Source organism: Bacillus sp. WMMC1349 (assembly GCF_013155385.1).
Lineage (GTDB): Bacteria > Bacillota > Bacilli > Bacillales > Bacillaceae > Bacillus.
On the sequence record NZ_JABJUQ010000007.1, the window covers coordinates 1,062,567 to 1,087,357 of the forward strand.

Consider the following 24,791-nt stretch of genomic DNA (forward strand, 5'->3'; position numbering starts at 1 on the left):
TTTTAAAGACCTTTCAATTGTTGTTTTAGGAGGTGCCGAGCGATTTTCCCGCTCGTTGTATGCGGCATCTGCTCGGTGTAATGCCATATTCTCGGCATTTTGTAGTGAGCAAGCTGCCGTTTACACCAGGCTTTTAGCTCTTTAACGGAAGCTTTTCCTTTAATAATAGCGGCTGCTTTTTCTCCCCAATAATCATCATTCACCCCGATGACGGCAACCTCTTCCACATCGGGGTGTGAGGAAAGAACACTTTCAATTTCTTCCGGGTAAATATTAATGCCCCCGTAGACAATCATGCTGTTTTCTCTGCCAGCTAAATAAAGATAGCCGTCTTCATCCTTCCAGCCCATATCATGAACTGTCATCCAGCCGTTTTCATCAGGGGAATGAAGGTCAGGCTGTTCCTGTAAATAGCCGCTAAACACCATCGGGCTTTTAACGTAGATTTTCCCAATTTCACCAGGTTTGGCTGACATTCCTGAACTTGTCCGAATGTCGACTTCTACATTATGAAAAGGAAGTCCGACTGAATCAGGCTTTTTCTCATCATCTTGTGGAGCAGACACAGAGATGAAGCTTAGTTCTGACGTTCCATAAAAATGATATAAAGAGAGAGAAGGATATTTTTTTCTTAACTTCTCTTTGGCATGTTTACTCCAATTCGCTCCTGAAGAAATCGTTTTGACAGGTTTATCAATCCGTCTGTTTTCAGCACTCAATGCATTTGTCATTGTCGGCACTGTATAAAGTGTTGTAACAGGTTGCTGTGCGATTGTCTGTTCAAGATCAGTCAGCGAAAATTTTTTCAATAGATCAATTGTTCCGCCTAAAAATAATGTATTCATCGCACCGTATAAAAAATGTGAAAAGAAAAGAGAACCTGGTATGACGACTCTGTCTTCTTTTGATAATTGAAAGTTTCGGCTGCTATTATGAAAGCTCTCAATCCAAGATCGATGTGATCTGCTAAATGCTTTTGGCGAACCTGTGGACCCTGAAGTAAATCCAATATAAAAAGGAAGATCATCATTTACATGTGGTACAGGGTCTAATGGTGTGTTCTCAATTTCTTGCAGGCATGTTTCCAAAAGGATAACATTTGAGTGGCCACAAAAAGGGTGTTCTGCAATGATGAGATCTGGTTTGCAAAGTGAAAGTCTTTCACTACATTCAGTCAGACTAAAGCGTTGATCAAATGGAATAGCTGTCCAGCCTGCCATCGCTGCACCTGCAAACAGCTGTAAAAAAGGAACACCGTTTGGCAATGAAAATACAAGTCTTTCATTCATTCTTTTTTTTCGTTTTAGCCAGCTGGCCGTTCGTAAAACAAGTTGATACCATGTTTGATAATCAATGATTTCTGTCTCTGTTTGGATGGCAATCTTTTTTGGATCATGTTTTGCATGAGATTGGTATGTTTCAGTAATCGGCACGTTTATAGTCCTCCGTTTGTAATACTTTTCTTAATTTCAACACAAGGAACGCAGCTATGGCGGATTTAAGTAAATCACCGGGGATATAGACGAGACTGAGCACTGCGGCCTTTTTTAACTCAATATGCATAAGAAAAGCTTGAACCGGAATACCTACTGCATATAATAGGAAGATTCCAAATAAAATATGAATGAAAAAAATCTTTCGAAAATGTAATCTTGATAGTTTCGTGACGGTTAGCGAAATGCAAAAGGCAACAACAGGCCAGGCTAATATGTATCCCGCACTTGGGCTAACAAACACGCTTAATCCACCCCGGCCTCCTGCTAGAATGGGAATGCCGCTTGCCACAAGCAGCAAAAAGACGATGAGGCTGAGAGCTGCATTTTTTGGTTTATTGATTCCTCCTGCAAGCATGACACCCAATGTCTGCAATGTAATCGGAACCTGTGTAAAGGGAAGTGTGAGCGGCGGGACAAAACCGAGAACCGCTATAATGGCTGTACTTAATGAAATAACCATCATATCTTTTATTTTCATATGTGACTGTGATCCTTTCAACATTTATTGGTGTGATTGTTTTTAAAATATCATTGTCTTTTTTCATATGTCAACTTTGTTTAAAAATGAATGGGGGGGTCCTGAAAGTCGTGTGGATGAATAAAAATTGGGAAATTTGCTCGCTTTCCGCGGGCGATCCGTGAGCCTCCTCGGAGTTCGTTCCTTGCCCCTGTGGGGTCTCGCACTGGTTGGCTGTTCCCTCAGGGGTCTCGCAATTCCCCCTGATTCATGTTGATAAAGGACTTTTTAGACAGCCCCATATTCACACTAACTTTCCGGTTTTTCTAATGGCAGAACTGCTGGTCCTTCGATCACTTCTCCATCGATTGAAAACCTTGAACCATGGCATGGACAATCCCAAGTTCGTTCTCCATCATTCCACTCGACCTCACATCCCATATGAGTGCAGGTTGTATCAACTAGATGCAGTCTCCCATTTTGATCTCGATAAGCGCCAGTCCGTTTTCCGTTAATTGAAACTACAGCTCCTTCGTCATTGGTAAGCTCATCCGCTTTGCCAAGTGGTGGTTCAAGTTTTCCTTCCACAAAATGTTTGGCAACATCTGTGTTAAATGAAATAGCTTTTTTAACACTTGGATTGGCATGGAAACGAGCTGGTTTAAAAATTTCTTGATAACGATTGTTTTTATTTGTAATGTGGTCCGTCATGATTTGAGCTGCGAGAGTACTGGATGTCATCCCCCATTTCTTAAATCCAGTTGCCACAAGAATTCGTTTTTCATCTTTCCCTATTGGTCCAATATAAGGGATTTTATCAAGGGTCATTAAATCTTGTGTTGACCAACGATAAAGGATATCTTCAACACCAAGCACACTTTCTGCAAATGACTCAAGTGCTTGATAATGCTTCATTGTATCTTTTCCTTGACCTGTCTTATGACTTTCCCCACCAACAAGAACCATTTTTTCTCCGTTGATCATAACGGAGCGCAGTGAACGGGAAGGCTGATCAATGCTTAAATACATTCCTTCTGGATAAGGGGATTTTGGCTTGATGGCAAGGATATATGATCGCATTGGTTCAAGCCTTGCAAAGTAAAAACCCTTTTTATCATGGAACGGAAAATGTGTACAGCATAACACATAATCGCTCATAATCGTTTGCCCGTTTCTTGTGATGACTTTTGGATGATCACCAGCTTTTATGTCTTGAGCGACCGTGTTTTCAAATATTTGACCACCCCCTTGTTGGATCGTTTCTATTAAATGTTTTAAATAATCGAGGGGATGAAATTGTGCTTGATTTTTCATGACTAATCCAGCTTTTATATCAATTGCGACAGGTAAGTCATGGATCATTTCTCTATCAATTCCTAATTTTTGATAGGCTTCATGCTCTTTCGTCATTTTTTTGACTGAAGCTTCTTCGGTTGTATAGATGATTGCATCCTGTTGTTCAAAATTGCAGGAGATGTTTTGGTCTTGAACAAGGTGTTTAATAAATAAAAGTGCTTCTAGATTTGCTTCATAATAAAGCCGAGCATTTTCTATCCCAATGTGGCTGATCAATTCATCATAAATTAGATCATGTTGGGCAGAAATTTTGGCAGTCGTATGCCCGGTAGTACCATTTAAAATGCGATCAGCATCAAGCAAAACAACACGATAACCTTTTTGTGTCAGCATATAAGCCGTTGTGATACCTGTTATACCTCCGCCGATAATTGTGACATCTGTATTTACATCATCTGTTAAGTTCTGAAATGAGGGAAGATGAGTACTGTCTCTCCAAAATGATCCAGGTGACAGCGGCAGTTTAGATTGCTCCTTCGTCATATGAGTTCCTCCTAGTTGTTCGTTATCCTTAAATTTTCCATTGTGAAAGTATTCATACATAAAAACGGCTTGTCATAAAATAATAAGGTTTAATGGAGATCAAGGAGGAATCGATTTGAGTAAACAACCAAAAAAAGTACTGCCTCCACAGCATCAAACACACCAACCAGGATTAGAGTATTTGATGAATCCTCGTCCTGTTTTTGACAAACCGAAAATGGGTAAAAAATTAGCAGGAAAAACGGCGATCATTACAGGAGGAGATAGCGGCATTGGTAGAGCGGTATCAGTATTATTTGCCAAAGAAGGCGCAAATGTAGTCATTGTCTATTTTAATGAACATATAGATGCAGAAGAAACAAAGACATATGTGGAAAGAGAAGGTGCAAGATGCAAACTGATTGCCGGTGACATTGGAGATGAAGCGTTCAGTGATGAAGTGGTTCGTCAAACAAAAGATACTTTTCCGACGATCGATATTCTCATCAATAATGCAGCTGAGCAACATCCGCAAAACAGCATTGAAAACATCTCAAGCCGACAGTTAATTAGAACGTTTCAAACCAATATGTTTTCAATGTTTTATTTGACAAAAGCAGTACTTCCTTATTTAAAACCTGGTAGTTCGATTATTAATACAACGTCGGTTACAGCGTATGCTGGCAATGAAACATTAATTGATTATTCAGCGACAAAAGGAGCGATTACATCTTTTACACGTTCACTGGCTTTGTCACTTGTTGATCAAGGCATTCGAGTAAACGGTGTAGCACCAGGACCGATTTGGACACCGCTGATTCCATCGACATTTACGGAAAAACAAGTCGAAACTTTCGGTTCAACAGTACCAATGGGGCGGCCGGGGCAACCGGTAGAAGTAGCGCCGAGCTACCTATTTCTTGCAAGTGAAGATTCTTCTTATATGACTGGTCAGATTCTTCATATAAATGGTGGAAAAATCATCAATGGATAAAAAAGCCAATCCGTTTAGGATTGGCATTATTCGCGTGATTTAAGCGCAATATATTCTTTTGAAAGCTCAAGAAAAGCTTGTTTGTCTCGGCTATCTAATGCTTCATTGATTTTCTCTGTCAAGATGTGCAAACGTCGTTTATATAACGACTCATCAAGGATCATTTGAATATAAATGTCCATTGAGGTGAGATCAGCATCTTTTTGATGGCTGGTGTGGGACTTCATGAGCTCAGTGTACGATTTTTTGTCTTTCATAAAGATTCCCCCTGATACCTTTTTTATAGTATAAGGGTAATGAAACAAGAAATCAATAAGTATTTTTAATTTTTAGAAAATTATTTTAAAAATCATATTTTCTGAGGACAAAAGTCGATAATATTCGAGGAAAAAACTAAAATTTTTTGTCTACAAAAAATAAAATTTCATTTTAAAAACATTTTTTCAAATAAATTGGAAATAATCCTGTCGTTTTCTAACTAAAAGTGTTAGATTAATAGTATAAATTTACTAATGAGGAGGATTAATGATGAATCATGCAGAAGAAATGGAAAAAGATACTTATGAAGTGAACAGTTCCACAATGGCTGTGCTGCCTGTGAACGAGGGGGAAAAACCCGCTTCAAAAGTGCTTGAAACCGACAGGACATTTTTAGTTAAAATGAGGCCTTTTCAAATCATAGACAGGAGCTGTCGTTATTTTGGGTCGAGCTATGCCGGAAGAAAAGCTGGTACATATGAGGTTATTAAAGTTTCACATAAACCGCCAATCATGGTAGATCACTCGAATAACATCTTTCTTTTTCCAACCTTTTCTTCAACAAGACCACAGTGTGGCTGGCTTTCCCATGCCCATATTCATGAATTCCGGGCGGCGAAATTTGACAATACATTTGTTACTTTTGTAAATGGAGAATCATTGGAGCTGCCTGTATCGATCACATCTTTTGAAAACCAAGTATACCGGACAGCATGGCTAAGAACCAAATTTTTGGATCGGATTGAAGGCAGATCAATACAGCAAAAACAGGAATTTATGCTGTATCCGAAAGAAGATCGCAACCAGCTAATCTATGAATTTATTCTCAGGGAGTTGAAAAAGCGGTATTAAAGAAGTTTTTTCTAAAAAAAATGAAAAACATGATTAAAATGGTCAAGATGCTTCAAACTAAAAGGAAATATTTTTTTGTCAGTGATTTAAAGTTTGTCCATGAACGTGTAAAATAAGGATAGACAATTCCCTGAGGAGAATGAGTGTTGGAGCAATTTTTCAGTTACTTTACAGAAGAAAATGTAGCAGAGTTTTTCCAGAGCTATCGGGCATTTGGTCCTTTTATTGCCATATTGCTTCCGTTTATTGAAGCGATTTTGCCATTTTTACCGCTTCTTGTTTTTGTTGTTGCCAATGTTAATTCGTTTGGTTTGTGGCAAGGGTTTCTTTTAACATGGATCGGGGCTTCAGCTGGATCGATAACCGTCTTTCTTTTTATCCGCCATTTCGGCCAACAAAAGTTTTTACAATTTATCCGTACACATCAATCGGTCAAAAAACTAATGGTATGGGTGGAAAAACGCGGTTTCGGACCATTGTTTCTCCTCCTTTGCTTCCCATTCACACCATCAGCTGCGGTTAATGTTGTCGCAGGACTTTCACGGATTAGTCTGTTGCCGTTTTCCCTTGCAGTGTTATGTGGAAAGTTAGTGATGATTTTTATTGTCAGCTTTATCGGTCATGACCTCAAGGCACTGGTTACACAGCCTTTACGAACAGCGTTCGTCATTTTTGTGATTTTAATATTGTGGTATGCCGGAAAACGGGTTGAGCATCGTTTAAATGTGAAATTCAGTCAGAGAGAGCATGACTAGGGGGACATAGATGTGAAAAAGCGTTTTTTGGTCATTGCCGGACTGGTTGTCATTATCCTTGGATTTCAGGTGAAAAATATCGTTTTTATTGATTATACAGTTGAAGGAGTCAGTATGAATCCAACGTTTCAGGAAGGAAATAAACTCCTGATCAACAAGTTTGCCCATCACTTTAAGACGGTGAGCAGATTTGATATTTTGCTGTTTAAAGGACCTGAGAAGTCTGTTTTTATCAAAAGGGTCATCGGGCTTCCAGGTGAAACGGTCAAATATGAAGATGATCAGCTGTATATTAATGGACGGCCAGTCAAAGAACCTTATTTAGATGATTTGAAATCTGTAACTGCAGGTGATCTGACTGGAGATTTTACATTGAAGGAGATCACGGGAGAGGAGAAGGTTCCTGAAAACCAGTACTTTGTCCTTGGAGATAATCGGATTCATAGCAACGACAGCCGTCATTTTGGCTTTGTTTCAGAAGACGATATCGTTGGGATTGTAACGGAGCGAATTGATAAGAAATGAGTTTTAAACAGTAAAAAAACCTTTAAGACCCATTTTATAGAGGGACTTAAAGGTTTTTTTGCCTTACTTTAATTTAATGGAATTGAGCCGTTTTCTCAACTGGTTTTTGATCGCTGATTTTTTTAGTTTATTTACCGCTGACTGGGCAGCATATTTGGTTTTTTTCGTTCTGCTTCTTTCCGCTTGTCTGACTTTGATTTTCGCTGTTGTCACTTTTTTACTGTAAGCAAGAGCGGCTTTCTTTTTGACTTTGTTGAGCCTGCTTTGCAACTTTGTTTTATCTTTTCCTCTATGAAGTTGATTGATCGATGTTTGAGCTTTAGAAATATTTCGATCACTGCGCTTTTTTTCAGCGTATGAAACAGTCTTTTTTGCATTTTTAAGCAGGATTGATCGGACCATGTTAAGTCGTTTTTGCAAATTCGTCCTAAAAGCTGTCTTATATAGTTCATTGATCGCTTTTTGTGCGGCATCAGCAGTGGTTTTCTTTTTATATTTTTCAGCATGTTTCACTTTAGATGCAGCTGCTTTTTTGAGCTGCTCGATCACTCGATCCAGTCTTTTTTTCAGGGCTTGTTTATCAGTGTTTGATGGTAGTAGGTCAACAGCTTTTTTCGCTGTGGTAATGGTGGATTTCCGCTTGCTTTTTTCTGCTTGTTTGACAGCTTGTTCTGCTTTTGCAAATGCCATCACATTATTTTTATAGTGAATCAGTCCATAGCCAAACAGCTTATCACGACCAGCCAAGCCCAAATCACTGACATAGTTCTGCATTTTTGTTCGGAGATCAGTATTTCGGCTTGTGGGATACTGTTGTTTTAATAAAGCCAACATTCCAGTAACGTGTGGAGTGGCCTGTGATGTCCCATCTCCAATCGCATATTGCTGATTTAAGTATGTGCTAATAATCGATGTGCCGGGAGCGGAGAACTCAATGGCAGCACCGGTGTTAGAGAATGACGCCAGACTGTTTTTTTCATTAGTTGCTGATACAGCAATGACACTGTTGTAGGCAGCTGGGTAACTAACAGGTTTTCCGTTTCCATCATTACCACTGGCCGCTACGAGAATAATCCCCTTTTGATAGGCTTTATCTAAGGCATCATGGAGAATTTTGCTATCACTCGTTGTACCAAGACTCATATTGATAATATTGATACCGTGCTGAATCGACCAGTCGATCCCCTTTAAAATACTGGCCAGATCTCCCGTTCCTTTCTTATTAAGTGCTTTTACCGCATATAATTGAACGTCTGGTGCAACTCCATCTATTCCATAGCCATTATGTTTAGCCCCAATAATCCCGGCGACATGTGTTCCATGGCCGTTATCATCACGATATGATGAAGTGTAGCCAACCGTTGAGACACCGCCGGCAATTGTTAAGTCATCGTGCGGGGAGATTCCACTGTCGATGACAGCGACTTTCGTATTTTTTCCAGTAATCCCTTTAGACCAAGCCAGTTGAACTTGAAGGGGTGTCAAATTCCATTGTTCAAATGAATACCCGCTATCACTTGTTTCGTTTGTGAATGCTTTTAGAGTTGTTCCATCTAGAGAAGTAAATGAAACATTTTCTTCAACATACAAAACATCTGGATCATCTTCTAACTCCTGAACTGTTTCTTCATCAGCAGTAACAGCAACAGCCGGAATGTTTTTGTACGTTTGTTCAACCGTTTCAGCACTTTCTAAAGCGGATTCTTTTCCGTCTTGATTTTTATATACGACAATGACTTCACTGTCAGGTTGTTTTTCGTCTCCCTGACTACGATACGGAAAAGTGAAAGCGCTAAAAAACAAAGCAGCAGAAATCAAGATTTTCCAAATGTACTTCATACAGTTCTCCTCCTTTGCTAGGCGGTATTTATTATTTATATCGGGAGAATTTCTTTTTTTCAAAGAGGAGAATAGGTATAAAAGAGAAAAACCGTAATATGATGTGGATTGAGTGTGGAGAAGAGATGGAGAAAACTTTCGCTAAGGTTTTCGGGATCTGTGTGATTGTTTTTTTATTGTGCATAACGAATGAAATGCCGGCACAAGCGGAAAACCATTCGTAAGAGCTATCAAAACTATGCTTCAAGCGGATCAACAAAAGCAACAGCGAGACTCATAAACAGCAGTAATCAACAGTTTGGAATTGCCTTCAGCAGTGTTTGTAAAACAGCATGGGCTAAAATCACACTGGACAAAGCAGTTCCATCAGGATGGAGGCAAATGCTTAGGTAAAAAGAAACACCGATGGCAAGCAGTTGAGCTGCAGCTCATCGGGAGGTAACGGAAAAGTCTTGCCAGGGCAGAAATCCTGCTATACGCCTGATCCAAGATCATTATATGCAATGGGGAAATTTTATAATCCATCTACTGGTGGTACTATGCTTATCCAAGCTCTTATTGAAAAAAGGTATGGAAGTGAAAGGGCTGTCTCAAATTTGGTACTGCCTCAAGCATTTCACCAGATTTTTGTGTCTATTTGTGGATGGATTCATATAGGGCAAGGGAATTGCGAGACTCTTTCGGTAACAGCGTACTAGCGAGACGCCACAGGAACAAGCTCCGAGGAGGCTCGCGGATCGCCTGCGGAGAGCGAGCAAATTTCCCGGTTTTCATTCATGCACACGACTTTCAGGACACGTTCGTTTCCCTATATTATGGGCGAGAGTGACAATACCAAGCTTGATGTTGACCTGCGAAGATGAAGGCTTCAGAAGCCGAGGTTTTGTTTGACATGACAAAGTATAAGAGAGTGTTTTTTAAAAATATGAATATAGTACCAATGTTATTCATTAATAAAACTGAAAAATATAGTATAATAGAATTAGATATGAAAACTGAAAGGAGTCTGTATGAACAAACTTGCTGCAGCGGAAGTAGCCAACAATTTAAACGCTTGGTATCGTGCAATTAGAAGAAGTGATACCGAACAGTCTATTTATTTATTTGAACAAGTTAAACCAATCCTGGCAGAGATGGAGGAAGATCGAGAAATTTTAACTTACTTTTCTTTGCTGGAGTTTAAACATAAAATGATGCTGTACGAAACTTGCGGACAAACTATTGAACATCCTCAGCTAAGTACTGATCCCAATATGATTTCTTACTATTATTACCTGTTTTCAGGTGCTTATGAAGTCTATCAAAACAACTATGAACAAGCGATTAGACTTTATAAAATGGCTGAAAAAAAGCTTGCACATGTGCATGACGAAATCGGAGTTGCTCAATTCCATGATAAAGTAGGAAAATTATATTATTATTTAGGCCAGAATTTAGTTTCACTAAATCATACTCGCCAAGCCTTAGACATCTTTAAAAGTTATCAAGGGCATGATATGAATCTTGTCTCTACATATATTACCATGGCGGGAAATTACACTGAGATGGGGAAATATCGAGAAGCAGAGTCATATTTAACTGAAGCTCTCAGTAAAGTAAGAAATGCAGGTGATCATTTCAAAGAAATGCAACTTTTAGAAAATTTCGGCCTTCTTTACTCGACGATGGACAAATCGGAGAAGAGTCTTCAATATTTAGAGACCGTGTTATCTGATCAAACATATGTAGATTCAGAATATTATTTTGGTGCTGTTTTTTTGATGATTAAAGAACTTTTTAAAATGGGGGAACACGATCGGGCGATTGCTTTTTATCAAGAAGGGAAGGAAAGAGCAAAAGGTTCTCAGAATAAAGTATTTGATGCAAAAGTCAATATTTTATACACAACCTATGCAGTAGGAGATAAAAAAGCAGTCCATCATAGTAAAAAGGATTTTAAGTTACTATTCAACTCGAAGCAATACGACAGCGTGCGAGAATTAGCACTATTAGCGGCTAATGTTTACAGGAAGAAGTCTCTTTATAAAGAGGCAGCCTATTTTTTCTTGGAAGCTATTAAAGCAGAAGAAAAAATGAAAAAAGTGGAGGGATTGTTATGAAAAAACGGTTTATTATTACGGCATTGACTGCTGTTGTTTGTTTATCTGGTGAGATGCATCTGCTTGAAAAAATGGTCGGGTAATATGTGATGCATGTCTTTATAATGAAATATAACTTTCATCGTTACTGGCTCTGTTTGTGGGCGTTACGATGAGGTTTCTAAAGCAGTTGTTCATATTATGTAAACTAACTGCTTTTTTGTTTGTTCGGAGAGCTGTCTAACCTCGGTATATTTTGAAGTAAAGTCGTTATGCCGCAGAATCTTGCTGTTGATCAAAAGCCATTATTAAGAAGTGTAAGGCAAAAAATCGTGAGGAGATGCTCTGTGATCCTGTTGATAAGCATAAAGGATCGTTTCTAAACCTTTGTGAGCTCTGTAGTGTCTGTGAAAAGCTAACAGTTTTAAACTGTTCGAAATCTAAATAAGCCATTTTAAGCTGTCATTCAAGGTCTACTGCCCCACAAACTTCAATTGAATAGTCTTATGAAGATCGTTCATTAGAAAAAATGCCGGAACCCCAGTTCTGGTTTTTTTCATGAGTGAGTAAACATAACGCAGGGAGATTATGAATAAACTAACTTAGATTCTATTACAAATAGAGGTGAACCGATGTGAAGCATTCTGAGGAATCATTCACCAAAATAAAATCATATCGTCCTTTTCACAGTGCCTTTGATCCATGTCCACCGCTTGGGAGAAGATACTACCGAACACCTCCCCATTTATATTTAGGTTTTCAACCCCGCGGTCTTCAACAATTCGCACCAATGGAAGCTTTAAGAAGAGGAACACTTTGGCCTATTTTTTATGATTATTATGAAAATCCGTATGAAAATGGGAGGGAAGGAGGATGAAGAACACTTTAACACAGGACTACTATGAAAAGCTTCTTGAAATTCAGGCAGTTGATTTTGTGCTCGTCGAATTAATGCTCTACCTTGATACACATCCAGATGATATGGATGGAATTCAACAATATAATCAGTACGCTAGATACTCAAAAAAATTGAAAAAGAAATTTGAATTGAATTACGGCCCTCTTCTTCAGGGGAATCCAGATGAGACAGAATCGTACTGGAGTTGGAAAAGAAGTCCTTGGCCATGGCAAGTTTAAAGACGGAAGGGAGTCATGCTCATGTGGCTGTATGAAAAAAAATTGCAATACCCTGTGAAAGTGAGGGAGTGCAACCCAAGACTTGCTAAATTTTTGATTGAGCAATACGGTGGAGCAGATGGAGAATTGGCAGCTGCCCTTCGCTATTTGAACCAGCGCTACAGTATCCCTGATAAAGTGGTCGGCCTGCTGACGGACATTGGTACAGAAGAATTCGCACATTTAGAAATGATCGCTACGATGGTTTATAAATTAACAAAAGACGCAACACCTGAACAGTTAAAAGAAGCCGGTCTCGGTCCCCATTATGCAGATCATGATAAAGCCTTGTTTTATCACAATGCTGCTGGCGTTCCGTTTACAGCTACATACATCCAAGCTAAAGGTGATCCGATTGCAGATTTATATGAAGACATTGCCGCAGAAGAAAAAGCAAGGGCGACATATCAATGGCTGATCGATATGTCTGATGATCCTGATTTAAATGATGGGCTGGCATTTTTAAGAGAAAGGGAAATTATTCACTCACAACGATTCCGTGAAGCCGTCGAGATTTTAAAAGAAGAGAGAGATAGTAAAAAAGTATTTTAAACAAGATGTAAGCCGAAAATCCATGATTTTTATGGTATTTTCGGCTTTTCCAATGCTGAAATCGCAAAGTATTGAGCGATTCCTCCCGAGATGATGATTGCGCAACACGTCAGAAAAAGTACGGTACCACCAAATTTAATCAACATCAGCCCTCCTAAAAAAGGTCCAATTGTCCGGGATATGTCCCAATTCAAACCGAAAAAAGCAAAATAGCGACCACGCATATGGACAGGAGCAAGCTTAGAGACAAAACTTTGCATATGATGTAACAAAATGCTTTCCCCACAAGTAAATATAAAGATTGAAAATATGAGCCAAACGAGAGATGAAGAAAACGCAAAACCTAATGCAGAACCTGCATAACAGCTATAAGAAATCATAATAATCGTTTTCATCTCTAGCTTTTCGGACCCTTTCACAAGGGGGATTTGCAGGGTGATACCTAGCAATGCACGACAGACATTAAAAATAGTAAGAATCACTAAAAAGTCATCAAAAAGCACTTCTAAGTAGAACCGGTAATTTGTTTCAAGCTGTGAATATAACAAACTGATCGGGAGCATAAACAACATTAGCACTAAAACTGAATGATGTCCTTTAACAGAAAAAGTTTTTTTATGCTGGAAAATCTTTTTTTGGTGTTTTGACGGATATGTCTCTGGCATTTTAAAATAAACAGCAAACCAATATAGAAGAAATGCGCATGCTTGGAAGCTGAATATCATGACAGGATGACAAGAATAGACAGCAAGTCCAATGACCGGACCGATTGTTGCACCAAAGCGTTCTATAACATGAATGACAGCAAATACTTCAGCACGCATCCCGCTTTTGGTACTGTCAGTGATTTGGGCTCGCTGAGCAGGGGTGTATAAGCCAGCTCCAACACCGTTCATCGTATAGAAAAGTGCTAATAACCAAATGTTTTCTACCATCATAAATCCGCATGCCGAGACGACTTGGCACCCGAGCGCTGTCAAGATGACTGTTCTTCTCCCGATCCGATCTGTCCATCCGCCAGCAACCAATGTTACAATAATTTCTGTTAACGGGCGGATGCCGACGATAACCAGTACGGATAAAAGATTGTGACCAAGTGTGTTTTGGAGATAAAGAAGAAGAAAAGGCGAGAGCATTGCCGCGGTTATCCCTGTCAAAAACTCTCCAAAAAAACAAATCAAAACCGGAGTACTATATCTTTGCTTAAAATGTTTCATCATTCCCCTCCTTAGGCTGTGTGTACCTAAGTGTAAAGTGAGAAACAATTCGTAAAAAGGACAAAAAAATGAGCGGGAAATTTCATCTTTTTCATAATGTGGAGCTGATGTAATGAAAATGATCGAGCATTATTTGAAATTAAGTACAGAGTTTAGCAGTGAAGCTGTAGCAATTTCAATTCAGGAAGTCGCCGGAATTTTATGTTGTACACCAAGAAATGCAAAGCTTATTTTAAGCAAGCTTGAAAACTTACAATGGATCAGATGGAAAAGAGGGGGTGGTAGAGGTCATAAATCTGAAGTGCAATTTTTAAAGCAACCATGTACATTACTATTTGAAACAGTGAAAAAAAAACACGGTGGAAGGAAAGATTGGTCAAGCAAGACGGTTTTTAGAGGCATATGAGACAACATGTCCGCATCTCCGCTTAGCTTATCAACACTGGTTAAGTGATGTGTTCGGTTTTCAAAGTGAGACCGATGGCAATCAGGAACAGGATGTATTGCGGCTCATGACTTCGTTCCAGCCAAACCACTTCAAACGGTTGAATCCCAGCCGCATATTTCTTCGGTCAGAAAACCATATTGTCAAACAAGTTTATGACACTCTGATCAAATACGACGAAAAAAAAGCCCAGTTTCAGCCACATCTCGTACACTTTTGGGAGTGTGATCCTGAACAGAAAGTATGGACATTTTTCTTAAGAAAAGGTGTTTACTTTCATCATGGTCAGCTACTTACAGCAGAAGATGTCCGCTATACATTTGAACGTTTTTTAAACGATTCAGAAAATAAATATAAATGGTTGGCTGAAGACATTGATGAGATTAGGGTCAAAGATGATTATACTTTTGATATTTGTTTACATACGAAAAATACTCTTTTATTATACTATCTTTGTGATGAAAGGTTGTCTATCATATGTGAACAAAGTGCAGACAGACTGGTAAATGGAACAGGACCTTTTCGACTTATCCGTCAAGATGGCAAAATGCTTGCCTTAAAAGCACATGAACATTATTTTAAAGGACGTGCTTTTTTAGATAGGATTGAATTATGGTATATGGACTCACATTCGAGTGTCGTAAGTTACGGTTATGATATGGCAATAGGAACGGAAAGCAAAATCAATGATGAATGGTATATAGAAAGAAATATTCAATATGTGTCCATCAATATGAAAAGACCGGGTCCTTTACAACATAAAGTGTTTAGACAAGCTTTAAAACAAATCATATCACCTGTGGAAATGGTTAATGAATTAGCTGGACAGCGGACAACACCGACTGCTGGTTTTATGCATGTAAGTGATGTTGTGGAAAAACAAGCTGTTGATCTTCTATTAGAAGAATGTTGTTATCAAGGAGAGCCTCTCAAGCTCTATACATTTGCAGAACAAGATCATCAAGAGGATACAGCTTGGATTAAAAAAAGATGTGAGCGATTTGGAATTATGATAGAACCTTATCACTTTCAAGCAGAAGAACTTATCCGAGAAGATATCATTTATCAGGCTGATCTGATTCATGACAGTGCAACTTTCAATGATTCACAAGAAATCAGTTGGTTCCATTTGCTTTTCACAAAAAACAGTTTTTTACATATTCACTTATCACCCGAATGGGAGGAAAAGGTGAGGAATGTGAAAAAACAGCTTTGCTCTATTGATGAACACGATAATCGGATCAAGCTGCTCAGCGATTTGGATCGCGAGTTGACCGAAGAGGTATGTGCATTGCCGTTATATCAAAATAAGATTCGGGTTAAAGCTGGACAAGCCATCAAAGGTATTGTCCTTAACCAAGAAGGATGGATCAATTTTTATGATCTATGGTTTGGAAAGTATTCAAAGTTGACATGACGTTTTGCAACTTTATAAATGCCTCGTTCACCATTTTCATGTCGGTTTCATATTTCAGCTTTTCACCTATCACCATGGTTGTGATCAATGACATTTCAAAAAAATGAAGTTTGACGTAAAATAATCATTAGCGCAGAAAAGGTGTGAATTGGAGTGAAATAAATGAAAAAACGGTGTTTACTGTTAGTAGTGTTGTTGGTTACTGCAGTTATTGGTTTAGGCTGTCAGTCTAAAAAAGGTGAATTAAGTCAAGATCATGGGAGTGTGCAACTTACGGTTTCTGCAGCAGCTAGTTTGAAAGATGTTCTCACTGAACTAGCGTCAAAATTTGAGAAGGAACACAAAAGTGTCAAAATCAGGTTCAATTTTGGTTCATCAGGTGCTTTGCAGCAGCAAATTGAACAGGGGGCCCCAGTAGACTTATTTTTTTCAGCTTCTGAAGATAAATTCAACAAATTGGTAAGCAATGATTTCATTTTACAAAACAACTCAGTCAAACTGTTGAAAAATGACTTGGTCCTGATCATTCCAAAAGGAAAAACACAGGAGATTAAAAGCTTTAAAGATTTAACAAAAGACAATGTTGAAAAACTTGCCATCGGCATCCCTGAATCAGTTCCTGCTGGGAAATATGCGAAAGAAACTTTGTCAAATCTTCATCTATGGAATCAAGTTCAATCAAAATTGGTTTATGGCAAAGATGTAAGACAAGTGCTTTCATATATTGAAACAAATAATGCAGACGCTGGCATTGTTTATCAGACGGATGCTCTTGCTTCCGATCAGATCAAAATAGTAGACATCGCTAAAAACAATCTACATAGCCCGATTATTTATCCGCTTGGTATTGTGGAAAATACGAAGCACCCCAGACAGTCTCAAGAATTTTATCAATTTTTGCAGAGTGATCAGGCCATTGAAGCGATGGAAAAGTACGGATTTAAGAAAGGCTGATCACTGATATGTTGCCTGAGGAATTTCTTTCACCTATTAAAATCTCTATCCAAGTGTCAGTTGCTAGTGGGATCATTGCTGTCTTGTTCGGGACTATTGTCGCAAGAATTTTAGTGCGTAAAACATTTAAAGGGAAATCCGTCATTGAAACAATGATGATGCTACCGCTCGTTCTTCCTCCAACTGTTGTTGGTTTCTTCTTAATTGTCATCTTTGGCAGACAAAGCGTAATCGGTCAGTTGATTGAGAAGGTATTTCACGCACCGATTATCTTTACTTGGTGGGCAGCTGTCATTGCGGCTGCAGTTGTCGCTTTTCCGCTTATGTATCAGTCGGCAAAGTCAGGTTTTTTGGGCGTTGATCGTGAAATAGAAGATGCCGCAAAAGTTGACGGGGCAAGCGAATGGCAAGTATTTTTATTCGTGACACTACCGCTCGCTTCAAATGCAGTTATAACTGGCAGTGTGCTTTGTTTTGCTAGAGCACTCGGTGAGTTTGGGGCTACACTTATGTTTGCCGGAATTATACCAGGGGAGACACAAACGGTTCCTACTGCGATCTATGTGGCGATAGATTCAGGGAATTTAGAATTGGCCTGGTTGTGGGTAGCATCAATCGTACTCATTTCGTTTTTGATGTTGTTTTTTGTACAGTTTAAACAAAAATAATAAAATCCTACCTCCATTTCCCTAGTTTTGGAGAATGGTTATTTTATTGCAGGTTCGATAAAATAAAAGAAATGAAAGTAGAAAGGAGCCGGACACGTGGGAGTATTATTTTTATCAGGCAGGTCCGGGAGTGGGAAAACGACGTTTATCTTAGATGAAATGAGGGGAAAACTTCGCCAGCACCCCCTCGGTAAACCGATCATTTTTCTAGTCCCGGATCAGATGACGTTTTTAATGGAATATGAGCTTAGTAAGACCCCTGATTTAGGTGGAATGTTTCGAGCTCAGGTTTACAGTTTTTCAAGGCTAGCCTGGTGGATTCTTCAACGTACTGGGGGGATTAATCGTAAATTTCTAACAAGTTCAGGAATTCAAATGTTGCTGCGCAAGCTGATTGAAGAACATAAAACAGAATTTAGAGTTTATCAGAATGCGAGTGATAAGAACGGTTTTACTGAACAGGTCGAACGGATGTTAGCCGAATTTAAAAGGCATTGTCTGTCACCTGAAAGTATTCGGGAGATCATTCAAGGTAGCGAGGTATCAGAATATGAGGATGAACGAGTGCTTTCTGATAAGCTGCATGATCTGTATATTTTGTACAGTAAGATGGAAGAGAGTCTTGAACAGCAATATGTTCACTCAGAAGATTATTTGCAACTCTTAGCAGAGCAAATTCCGTATTGCGAAGAGCTCAAAGGTGCTGTTATATATGTTGATGGGTTTCATCGGTTCACACCGCAGGAGATGAACGTTCTTGAAAAGCTGATGGTTCATGCGCAAGAGATGACGTTTTCTTTAACAACGGACGAGCCTTTTACTGAACAAGTCCCCCATGAATTACACCTATTTCGGATGACGGGAAAGATGTATTTTGATCTTTATCAGAAAACGAAAGAACTTGGTCTTAACATATCAGTAAAACATTTGACAAATGTGAACCGTCATAAGCATGTTAAGGAGTTAAAACATTTGGAACGATATGTGACTGAAAGGCCGCTAAAAGTGTATAAGGATAGAGCTGAAGCCCTGTGCGTTATGCAAGCGGCAAACAGAAGAACAGAGATAGAAGGAATTGCAAGAGAAATTCAATCCCTCGTTCGGACTGGTTGCCTCCGCTTCAAAGACATTGCTGTCATTGCCCGCAATGTCGAAGACTATAAAGATACGATAAAAGAGGTATTTAAAGATTATGAGCTAGCTTTTTTTATAGATGGAAAGGAACCGATGCAGAACCATCCACTGATTGAGTTGATTCGTTCAACCCTAGATGTGATTAAAGGAAATTGGGGATATGAAGCAGTGTTTCGTTGCATAAAAACAGAACTGTTGTTTCCTCATGATGAACCGAAGAACCTCGTACGTGAACAGGTTGACCAGTTGGAGAACTACTGCATTGCACATGGAATAAAAGGAGACCGATGGACAAGAAAAGATCGCTTTATTTATAGAAGATATGCTTCTTTAGATGGAGACTTTGTACAGACAGACCGAGAAATAGAAATCGAAAATATGCTTAATGAGTTAAAAGACTGGATAGTGCCACCTGTTTACCGGTTGCAAAAACGTTTAAAAGAAGCGAGATCAGTCAAAGCAATGGCTGAAGCAGTGTATCTTTACCTTGAAGAGGCTGAAATTCCGCTGAAACTTGAAGAAGAAAGGCTGAATGCGGAAGAAAACGGCAAAATCATAGAATCGAGACAGCATGATCAAGTATGGAACGCTGTTATTCAATTGTTGGATGAGTTTGTCGAAATGATGGGAGATGAGGACATATCGTTTTCCTTGTTTAGACAAATGATGGAGACTGGTTTGGATTCGCTGAGGTTTGCCCTAATTCCACCAGCCCTTGATCAAGTATTTATCGGCAATATGGATCTTTCAAGAATGTACGATGTGAAATGTACGTTTATTATTGGGGTTAACGATGGCATTCTGCCAGCAAAGCCAGACGATGATGGAGTGTTGTCAGATGATGACAGGGAATGGTTGAAAAGAAACGGTGCGGAGCTTGCAGCAACGGGAAGGGAACAGTTATTAGATGAAAATTTTTTAATCTATATGGCTTTATCAAGTCCTTCTGAAAAGCTTTACGTTTCATACCCTATTGCAGATGCCGAGGGAAAAACATTGCTTTCTTCAACAGTTGTGAAACAGTTAGAAGAGCTTTTTCCTGGTCATGGTAAAAAGTTGTTGAGCAATGAACCTGAACAACTAAGTGATGAAGAACAACTTGAATTTCTTGTTAATAAAAGTACTGCTTTAAGTTATCTGGCAAGTCAGCTTAGTCTTTGGACAAGACAGTATATGATTAGTGATGTCTGGTGGAGTACATACAACTTTCTGATGAGAGGTCCGGACCGCTCCTTTTCTCAAAACATTCTCTCAAGTTTGTTTTTTAGAAATAAGGTTCACAACCTCAATCAGCATATGACACGTGAGTTGTATGGGGAAAATATTCAAGGAAGCGTATCACGAATGGAAACGTACAATGCCTGTCCATTTTCTCATTTTGCTTCACATGGATTAAAGCTGAAAGAGCGGCAATTTTTTAAACTTGAGGCTCCTGATATCGGTCAGTTGTTTCACTCTGCACTAAAGCTAATCGCAGACCGTCTCCATGAGTTAAAGCTTGATTGGCGTGATTTGACAAAAGAACAATGTGATAAATTATCTTTTGATGCGATTGAACGACTTGCACCCAAACTGCAAAAAGAGATCTTACTCAGTTCAAATCGGCATCATTATGTGAAACAAAAATTGCAGAAAATTATTGCTCGGGTATCAGGCATTTTAAGTGAGCATGCGAAAGCGAGCGGGTTTGCCCCAGTCGGTCTTGAGCTTGGATTCGGTGGCAATGGGCCGCTTCCACCGATGCGGTTTACCCTTCAAAACGGTTGCACCATGGAGCTTGTAGGTCGAATTGACCGGGTAGACAAAGCTGAAAGTTCAAAAGGATTGTTGCTTCGCATTGTTGATTATAAATCAAGTGATAAAGGGCTTGATTTAGCCGAAGTATATTATGGTCTTGCATTACAGATGCTGACCTACCTAGATTTATCCATCACATATTCAACTGATTGGCTCGGAATGAAAGCAACGCCTGCAGGTGTCCTATATTTTCATGTTCACGACCCGATGATTCAGGCTTCAGTTCCACTTGGACTTGATGAAATAGAAAAGGAAATTTTTAAGAAATTTAAAATGAAAGGTCTTCTTTTAGGTGATCAGGAAGTTGTCAAACTGATGGATACGACACTTGAACAAGGCAGATCTGACATCATCAGTGCTGGCTTAAAAAAAGACGGCTCACTCCGTTCAGATTCGGCTGTGATTAGTGAAGACCATTTTCACTTATTAAGGGATCACATCCGTCGAACTTTTCAAAAAGCCGGTGAGGAAATTACAAATGGTAAGGTATCTATTGAGCCATATAAACTAAAAGATCGAACACCATGTACATTTTGTTCTTACAAGTCATTCTGTCAGTTTGACGAATCACTCGAGGAGAATCAGTATCGAGTATTAAAACCGGAAAAAGACAATGTGATATTGGACTGGCTGAAAAAGGAGGATGAGACAAATGGAGATTGATAAGCCTAAAGATAGCATCTGGACTGATGATCAATGGAAAGCGATTGTCTCATCTGGTCGTGATATTTTAGTTGCTGCAGCTGCAGGCTCGGGAAAAACAGCCGTCTTGGTTGAACGAATCATTCGTAAAATTACCACAAAGGATGACCCAATTGATGTTGACAGACTCCTTGTTGTAACGTTTACAAATGCATCAGCAGCTGAGATGAAGCACCGTATTGGTGTGGCGCTTGAAAAGGAACTCGCCGACAATCCGGCTTCTCTACATTTGCGCAGACAACTTTCCTTATTGAATAAGGCCAATATATCAACATTACATTCATTTTGTCTTCAGGTTGCTCGCAAATACTATTATATGATCGACATTGATCCGGCTTTTCGCATTGCCGATCAGACAGAAGCTGAGCTTTTAAGTGATGAGGTGCTGGATGAACTATTTGAGGAACAATATAAAAAAGGAGATCCCGCATTTTTCGAGCTTGTCGACAGATATACGACAGACCGTCATGATCTGGATTTGCAATATTTAGTGAAGCGAGTCTATGAATATTCTCGTTCACATCCCAATCCAGAACAATGGCTTGAAACATTTGTCGATCTATATGATGTTGCATCAGATTCCAAGGTAGAGTCTCTTCCATTTTATACTGTTATTCAAGAAGATATTGCGCTTATTCTAGAAGGCGTGCGGAAAATGCTGATGCGTGCACTTGATGTAACAAAACAGCCGGGTGGCCCCGCTCCCCGCGCTGAAAATTTGCTCGATGATTTAGCGCAAATTGATCAGTTGATCAAAAATCAGGATGATTTTGAAGCACTGTATGAGCTTGTACCGACTGTTTCTTTTACAAGAGCCAAACCTTGTAAAGGGGACGAATTTGATCCGATTTTAATAGAAGAGGTGACAGAGCTTAGAGGTGGTGCAAAAAAACAGTTAGAAAAGTTAAAAAGTGATTATTTCATGTGGAGTCCTGACAAGCATCTCAAGAGTTTGAAGGAAATGAAGTCCGTCATTCAGACGCTTGTTCAACTTGTTATCGCTTATGGAAAGCGTTACATGGCTCAGAAAAAGGAAAAAGCAATTGTTGATTTCTCAGATCTTGAACATTATTGTCTTGCAGTTTTAACAAGGAAAAATGAAGCTGGGGAAACAGAACCGAGTGAAGCAGCTCAACACTACCAACATCAATTTCATGAAGTGCTGGTTGATGAATATCAGGATACAAACCTTGTTCAGGAAGCCATTTTAAAGCTTGTCGCCAAAAACGAACACGAAGGAAACCTATTTATGGTTGGGGATGTGAAGCAATCAATTTATCGCTTCCGTCTCGCTGAGCCCCTTTTATTTCTATCAAAATATAAACGATTCACAGAAGATGGTTCAGGTAGCGGTCAAAAAATTGATCTGAATCAAAATTTCAGAAGTCGGTCTGATATTCTGGATAGTACAAATTTTTTGTTTAAACAGTTGATGGGTGGAAAAGTTGGTGAAATTGACTATGATGAACAAGCTGAATTAAAACTCGGGGCAACATACCCTCCTCATGAAGCAACGAAAACTGAAGTCTTAATGATAGAAAATCAAGCTCAATTAAAGGATGAAGAAACTGAAGAACTTGAGACGGTCCAACTGGAAACAAGAGCAATCGCCAGTCAAATTAGACACTTAATTTCCGGTCAGTTCCAAGTTTATGACGGCAAAACAAAAACAACCCGAAATATCCAGTACAGGGATATCGTGGTTTTGCTGCGGTCAATGCCTTGGGCTCCACAGATGATGGATGAACTTAAACAACAGGGAATACCAGTTTATGCTAATCTGGCATCAGGGTATTTTGAAGCGACTGAAGTTTCAATCATTATTTCATTGCTCAAAGTCGTTGATAATACCTATCAAGATATTCCGCTTGCTTCTGTTCTTCGATCACCAATTGTTGGTCTTGAGGAAAATGAACTATCATTAATTAGAATTCAAGATCAAAAAGTGCCGTTTTATGAAGCGATGAAAGCATATCTAGCTGCTTCTGACAAGGATGACAAGCTTTATGAAAAGCTTTATCGTTTTGACCGGTTTCTTAAAAAGTGGCGGGTATTTGCGAAGAACCATTCAGTGGCAGAACTGATCTGGGATATTTATCGAGATACAAAGTATTTAGATTATGTCGGTGGAATGCCAGGTGGGAAACAACGTCAGGCCAATTTGCGCGTCCTTTATGATCGGGCCAGATCATATGAAGCGACATCGTTTCGCGGATTGTTCAGATTTTTAAGGTTTATTGAACGTATGCGAGAACGAGGCAATGATCTTGGAACGGCGAGAGCATTGAGTGAACAGGAAGACGTCGTCAGACTGATGACCATTCACTCAAGTAAAGGTCTAGAATTTCCAGTCGTGTTTACAGCAGGCCTCGGTCGGAGTTTTAATATGATGGATTTAAATAAACCTTATTTGCTTGATAAGGAACTGGGGTTCGGAACAAAATTTATCCATCCGAAGTGGCGGATTAGCTATCCAACACTGCCATTGATTGCAATGAAGAAAAAGATGCGCCGTGAACTTTTATCAGAAGAACTGCGTGTTTTGTATGTTGCACTTACTAGAGCAAAGGAAAAGCTTTATTTGATCGGTACAGTAAAAGATAAAGAAAAATCTTTAACAAAATGGCGTTCAGCCGCTTCACAGAAAGAATGGTTACTTCCTGATTTTGAACGTTTTCAGGCTAAATCCTTTATAGATTTCATTGGTCCTGCTTTAATGAGGCATAGAGATATGGAAGATGCCAGTCTTCATCCATTAAATGATGAAATTTCTCATCATCCGGCTTGTTTTGCTGTCAACTGGCTGTCTCCTTCAGAGCTTCAGGCTGAAGATCAGGTACAAACGGAAGTAGGAAAACAAGAGTTGCTTGCTCTGATCAAAAAAGGACAGCCTATCGATGGGACTTTTGCTTATCAAAACGAGGTGCAGACACGGCTGACATGGTCATATTCTCATCAGGATGCAACACAAGTTCGTACAAAACAGTCAGTATCAGAAATTAAACGACAAAAAGAATATGATGATGAATATGGAGATCGTTCATTGGTTCGCCAAGCTCCAAAGGTATCCATGTATAGCAGACCTGCCTTTATGATGACAAAAGGACTGACTCCTGCCGAACGAGGAACAGCGATGCATACAGTGATGCAACATCTTCCCTTAACACATGTATATGAAAAAGACGAACTTGGCTGTTTTCTAAACATGCTTGTCGAAAAAGAAATTTTAACAGGAGAACAGCGGGAGATCATTGACGAAGCTGACATCCTCGCATTTTTTGATACAGATGTTGGTGAAAAGCTGCAGAGTGCCGCTTGGGTCGAACGTGAAATTCCGTTCAGTATGACACTTCCGTCTGAGGAGATTTACCCCGATTTAAACACGGCTGATCCGATATTGATTCAGGGGATGATTGATTGTTTGTTTGAAACAGAAGAGGGTATTTATTTGCTCGACTATAAAACAGATCGAATCCACGATAAATTCCGAAATGGCTTTACTGAAGCTGAACCCATTTTAAGAAAGCGTTATGAAACACAGATTCAACTTTATGCACGAGCGGTTGAAACGATCATCAAGAGGCCACTTGCAGGTCGCATTCTTTATTTTTTTGATGGTGGATATGTAGTGAATATTTAACATGAAGTTGCTTTCCT

Annotated in this window: 21 protein-coding genes; 15 read left to right on the forward strand and 6 right to left on the reverse strand. The window is 39.3% G+C overall.

From position 1 onward, the window contains the following. Positions 1 to 2: 2 nt before the first annotated feature. The 3 genes from HOO54_RS07715 to HOO54_RS07725 form a co-directional block, all read right to left on the reverse strand. The gene (locus HOO54_RS07715; protein ID WP_172293963.1) at positions 3 to 1,433 is read right to left on the reverse strand and encodes an AMP-binding protein; all 1,431 of its coding nucleotides are present in this window, start codon (positions 1,431 to 1,433) and stop codon (positions 3 to 5) included. Next, positions 1,420 to 1,974: a biotin transporter BioY gene (locus HOO54_RS07720; protein ID WP_172293964.1), complete on the reverse strand. Its 555-nt coding sequence runs from the start codon at positions 1,972 to 1,974 to the stop codon at positions 1,420 to 1,422. The genes HOO54_RS07715 and HOO54_RS07720 overlap by 14 nt, the downstream gene beginning before the upstream one ends. Before the next feature lie 288 nt (positions 1,975 to 2,262). Further along, positions 2,263 to 3,792, reverse strand: a complete 1,530-nt coding sequence (locus HOO54_RS07725; RefSeq protein ID WP_172293965.1) for an FAD-dependent oxidoreductase — start codon at positions 3,790 to 3,792, stop codon at positions 2,263 to 2,265. Positions 3,793 to 3,907: 115 nt separating this feature from the next. Between HOO54_RS07725 and HOO54_RS07730 the strand changes: the two genes are divergently transcribed. After that, complete coding sequence (locus tag HOO54_RS07730) at positions 3,908 to 4,765, forward strand: SDR family oxidoreductase (RefSeq protein WP_172293966.1); 858 nt, start codon at positions 3,908 to 3,910, stop codon at positions 4,763 to 4,765. A gap of 26 nt (positions 4,766 to 4,791) precedes the next feature. On the opposite strand, the gene HOO54_RS07735 is transcribed toward HOO54_RS07730, so the two are convergent. Next, positions 4,792 to 5,022 carry an IDEAL domain-containing protein gene (locus tag HOO54_RS07735; RefSeq protein WP_172293967.1) on the reverse strand — a complete coding sequence of 77 codons (231 nt, stop codon included), beginning with the start codon at positions 5,020 to 5,022 and terminating at the stop codon, positions 4,792 to 4,794. Between the two features lie 271 nt (positions 5,023 to 5,293). Here HOO54_RS07735 and HOO54_RS07740 point away from each other — a divergent pair, with 271 nt between their 5' ends. The 3 genes from HOO54_RS07740 to lepB all read left to right on the forward strand — a co-directional run bounded on the left by HOO54_RS07740 (position 5,294) and on the right by lepB (position 7,155). After that, entirely contained in the window at positions 5,294 to 5,875 is a 582-nt protein-coding gene (locus tag HOO54_RS07740; RefSeq protein ID WP_172293968.1) for a competence protein ComK, read from the forward strand. A 143-nt stretch (positions 5,876 to 6,018) separates the two neighbouring features. Further along, on the forward strand, positions 6,019 to 6,630 hold the full coding sequence (locus HOO54_RS07745) for a TVP38/TMEM64 family protein (protein ID WP_172293969.1): 612 nt from the start codon (positions 6,019 to 6,021) through the stop codon (positions 6,628 to 6,630). 12 nt (positions 6,631 to 6,642) lie between these two features. Further along, positions 6,643 to 7,155 (forward strand): signal peptidase I, encoded by a 513-nt coding sequence (lepB, locus tag HOO54_RS07750; RefSeq protein ID WP_172293970.1) that lies wholly within the window; start codon positions 6,643 to 6,645, stop codon positions 7,153 to 7,155. 63 nt (positions 7,156 to 7,218) lie between these two features. Here the strand turns inward: lepB and HOO54_RS07755 are convergent, their stop codons facing one another. Further along, entirely contained in the window at positions 7,219 to 8,994 is a 1,776-nt protein-coding gene (locus tag HOO54_RS07755) for a S8 family peptidase (protein WP_172293971.1), read from the reverse strand. A gap of 189 nt (positions 8,995 to 9,183) precedes the next feature. Here HOO54_RS07755 and HOO54_RS25135 point away from each other — a divergent pair, with 189 nt between their 5' ends. From HOO54_RS25135 to HOO54_RS07780, 5 genes are all read left to right on the forward strand, one after another. Then, entirely contained in the window at positions 9,184 to 9,387 is a 204-nt protein-coding gene (locus tag HOO54_RS25135) for a DUF2690 domain-containing protein (protein WP_216664732.1), read from the forward strand. A 617-nt stretch (positions 9,388 to 10,004) separates the two neighbouring features. Further along, positions 10,005 to 11,093: a Rap family tetratricopeptide repeat protein gene (locus tag HOO54_RS07765; protein ID WP_172293972.1), complete on the forward strand. Its 1,089-nt coding sequence runs from the start codon at positions 10,005 to 10,007 to the stop codon at positions 11,091 to 11,093. Between the two features lie 613 nt (positions 11,094 to 11,706). After that, positions 11,707 to 11,949, forward strand: a complete 243-nt coding sequence (locus HOO54_RS07770; RefSeq protein WP_172293973.1) for a spore coat associated protein CotJA — start codon at positions 11,707 to 11,709, stop codon at positions 11,947 to 11,949. Further along, complete coding sequence (locus HOO54_RS07775; RefSeq protein ID WP_172293974.1) at positions 11,946 to 12,209, forward strand: spore coat protein CotJB; 264 nt, start codon at positions 11,946 to 11,948, stop codon at positions 12,207 to 12,209. The genes HOO54_RS07770 and HOO54_RS07775 overlap by 4 nt, the downstream gene beginning before the upstream one ends. 21 nt (positions 12,210 to 12,230) lie before the next feature. Then, a complete protein-coding gene (locus HOO54_RS07780) occupies positions 12,231 to 12,800 on the forward strand; it encodes a manganese catalase family protein (RefSeq protein WP_172293975.1) in 570 nt (189 codons plus the stop codon). 29 nt (positions 12,801 to 12,829) lie between these two features. Here HOO54_RS07780 and HOO54_RS07785 read toward each other — a convergent pair whose 3' ends face one another. Continuing rightward, a complete protein-coding gene (locus HOO54_RS07785) occupies positions 12,830 to 14,017 on the reverse strand; it encodes an MDR family MFS transporter (RefSeq protein ID WP_172293977.1) in 1,188 nt (395 codons plus the stop codon). A 112-nt stretch (positions 14,018 to 14,129) separates the two neighbouring features. On the opposite strand from HOO54_RS07785, the gene HOO54_RS07790 reads away from it, so the two are divergent. The 6 genes from HOO54_RS07790 (at position 14,130) to addA (ending at position 24,774) form a co-directional block, all read left to right on the forward strand. Further along, positions 14,130 to 14,423, forward strand: coding sequence for an SgrR family transcriptional regulator (locus tag HOO54_RS07790; protein ID WP_172293979.1), 294 nt, complete (start codon positions 14,130 to 14,132; stop codon positions 14,421 to 14,423). After that, entirely contained in the window at positions 14,377 to 15,879 is a 1,503-nt protein-coding gene (locus HOO54_RS07795) for an ABC transporter substrate-binding protein (RefSeq protein ID WP_172293981.1), read from the forward strand. The genes HOO54_RS07790 and HOO54_RS07795 overlap by 47 nt, the downstream gene beginning before the upstream one ends. Positions 15,880 to 16,041: 162 nt before the next feature. Next, entirely contained in the window at positions 16,042 to 16,833 is a 792-nt protein-coding gene (gene modA / locus HOO54_RS07800; RefSeq protein WP_172293983.1) for a molybdate ABC transporter substrate-binding protein, read from the forward strand. An 11-nt stretch (positions 16,834 to 16,844) separates the two neighbouring features. Continuing rightward, a complete protein-coding gene (gene modB / locus HOO54_RS07805) occupies positions 16,845 to 17,501 on the forward strand; it encodes a molybdate ABC transporter permease subunit (protein WP_172299425.1) in 657 nt (218 codons plus the stop codon). Between the two features lie 96 nt (positions 17,502 to 17,597). Further along, entirely contained in the window at positions 17,598 to 21,095 is a 3,498-nt protein-coding gene (gene addB, locus HOO54_RS07810) for a helicase-exonuclease AddAB subunit AddB (RefSeq protein ID WP_172293985.1), read from the forward strand. Continuing rightward, positions 21,085 to 24,774: a helicase-exonuclease AddAB subunit AddA gene (addA, locus tag HOO54_RS07815; protein WP_172293987.1), complete on the forward strand. Its 3,690-nt coding sequence runs from the start codon at positions 21,085 to 21,087 to the stop codon at positions 24,772 to 24,774. The genes addB and addA overlap by 11 nt, the downstream gene beginning before the upstream one ends. Positions 24,775 to 24,791 lie beyond the last annotated feature (17 nt).

Coding starts and splice junctions, on each gene's coding strand:
- addA (WP_172293987.1), top strand. CDS start 21,085: ATGGAGATTGATAAGCCTAAAGATAGCATCTGGACTGATGATCAATGG.
- HOO54_RS07720 (WP_172293964.1), bottom strand. CDS start 1,974: ATGAAAATAAAAGATATGATGGTTATTTCATTAAGTACAGCCATTATA.
- HOO54_RS07740 (WP_172293968.1), top strand. CDS start 5,294: ATGAATCATGCAGAAGAAATGGAAAAAGATACTTATGAAGTGAACAGT.
- HOO54_RS07765 (WP_172293972.1), top strand. CDS start 10,005: ATGAACAAACTTGCTGCAGCGGAAGTAGCCAACAATTTAAACGCTTGG.
- HOO54_RS25135 (WP_216664732.1), top strand. CDS start 9,184: ATGAAATGCCGGCACAAGCGGAAAACCATTCGTAAGAGCTATCAAAAC.
- HOO54_RS07780 (WP_172293975.1), top strand. CDS start 12,231: ATGTGGCTGTATGAAAAAAAATTGCAATACCCTGTGAAAGTGAGGGAG.
- HOO54_RS07775 (WP_172293974.1), top strand. CDS start 11,946: ATGAAGAACACTTTAACACAGGACTACTATGAAAAGCTTCTTGAAATT.
- HOO54_RS07790 (WP_172293979.1), top strand. CDS start 14,130: ATGAAAATGATCGAGCATTATTTGAAATTAAGTACAGAGTTTAGCAGT.
- HOO54_RS07725 (WP_172293965.1), bottom strand. CDS start 3,792: ATGACGAAGGAGCAATCTAAACTGCCGCTGTCACCTGGATCATTTTGG.
- modA (WP_172293983.1), top strand. CDS start 16,042: ATGAAAAAACGGTGTTTACTGTTAGTAGTGTTGTTGGTTACTGCAGTT.
- HOO54_RS07755 (WP_172293971.1), bottom strand. CDS start 8,994: ATGAAGTACATTTGGAAAATCTTGATTTCTGCTGCTTTGTTTTTTAGC.
- HOO54_RS07735 (WP_172293967.1), bottom strand. CDS start 5,022: ATGAAAGACAAAAAATCGTACACTGAGCTCATGAAGTCCCACACCAGC.
- HOO54_RS07785 (WP_172293977.1), bottom strand. CDS start 14,017: ATGAAACATTTTAAGCAAAGATATAGTACTCCGGTTTTGATTTGTTTT.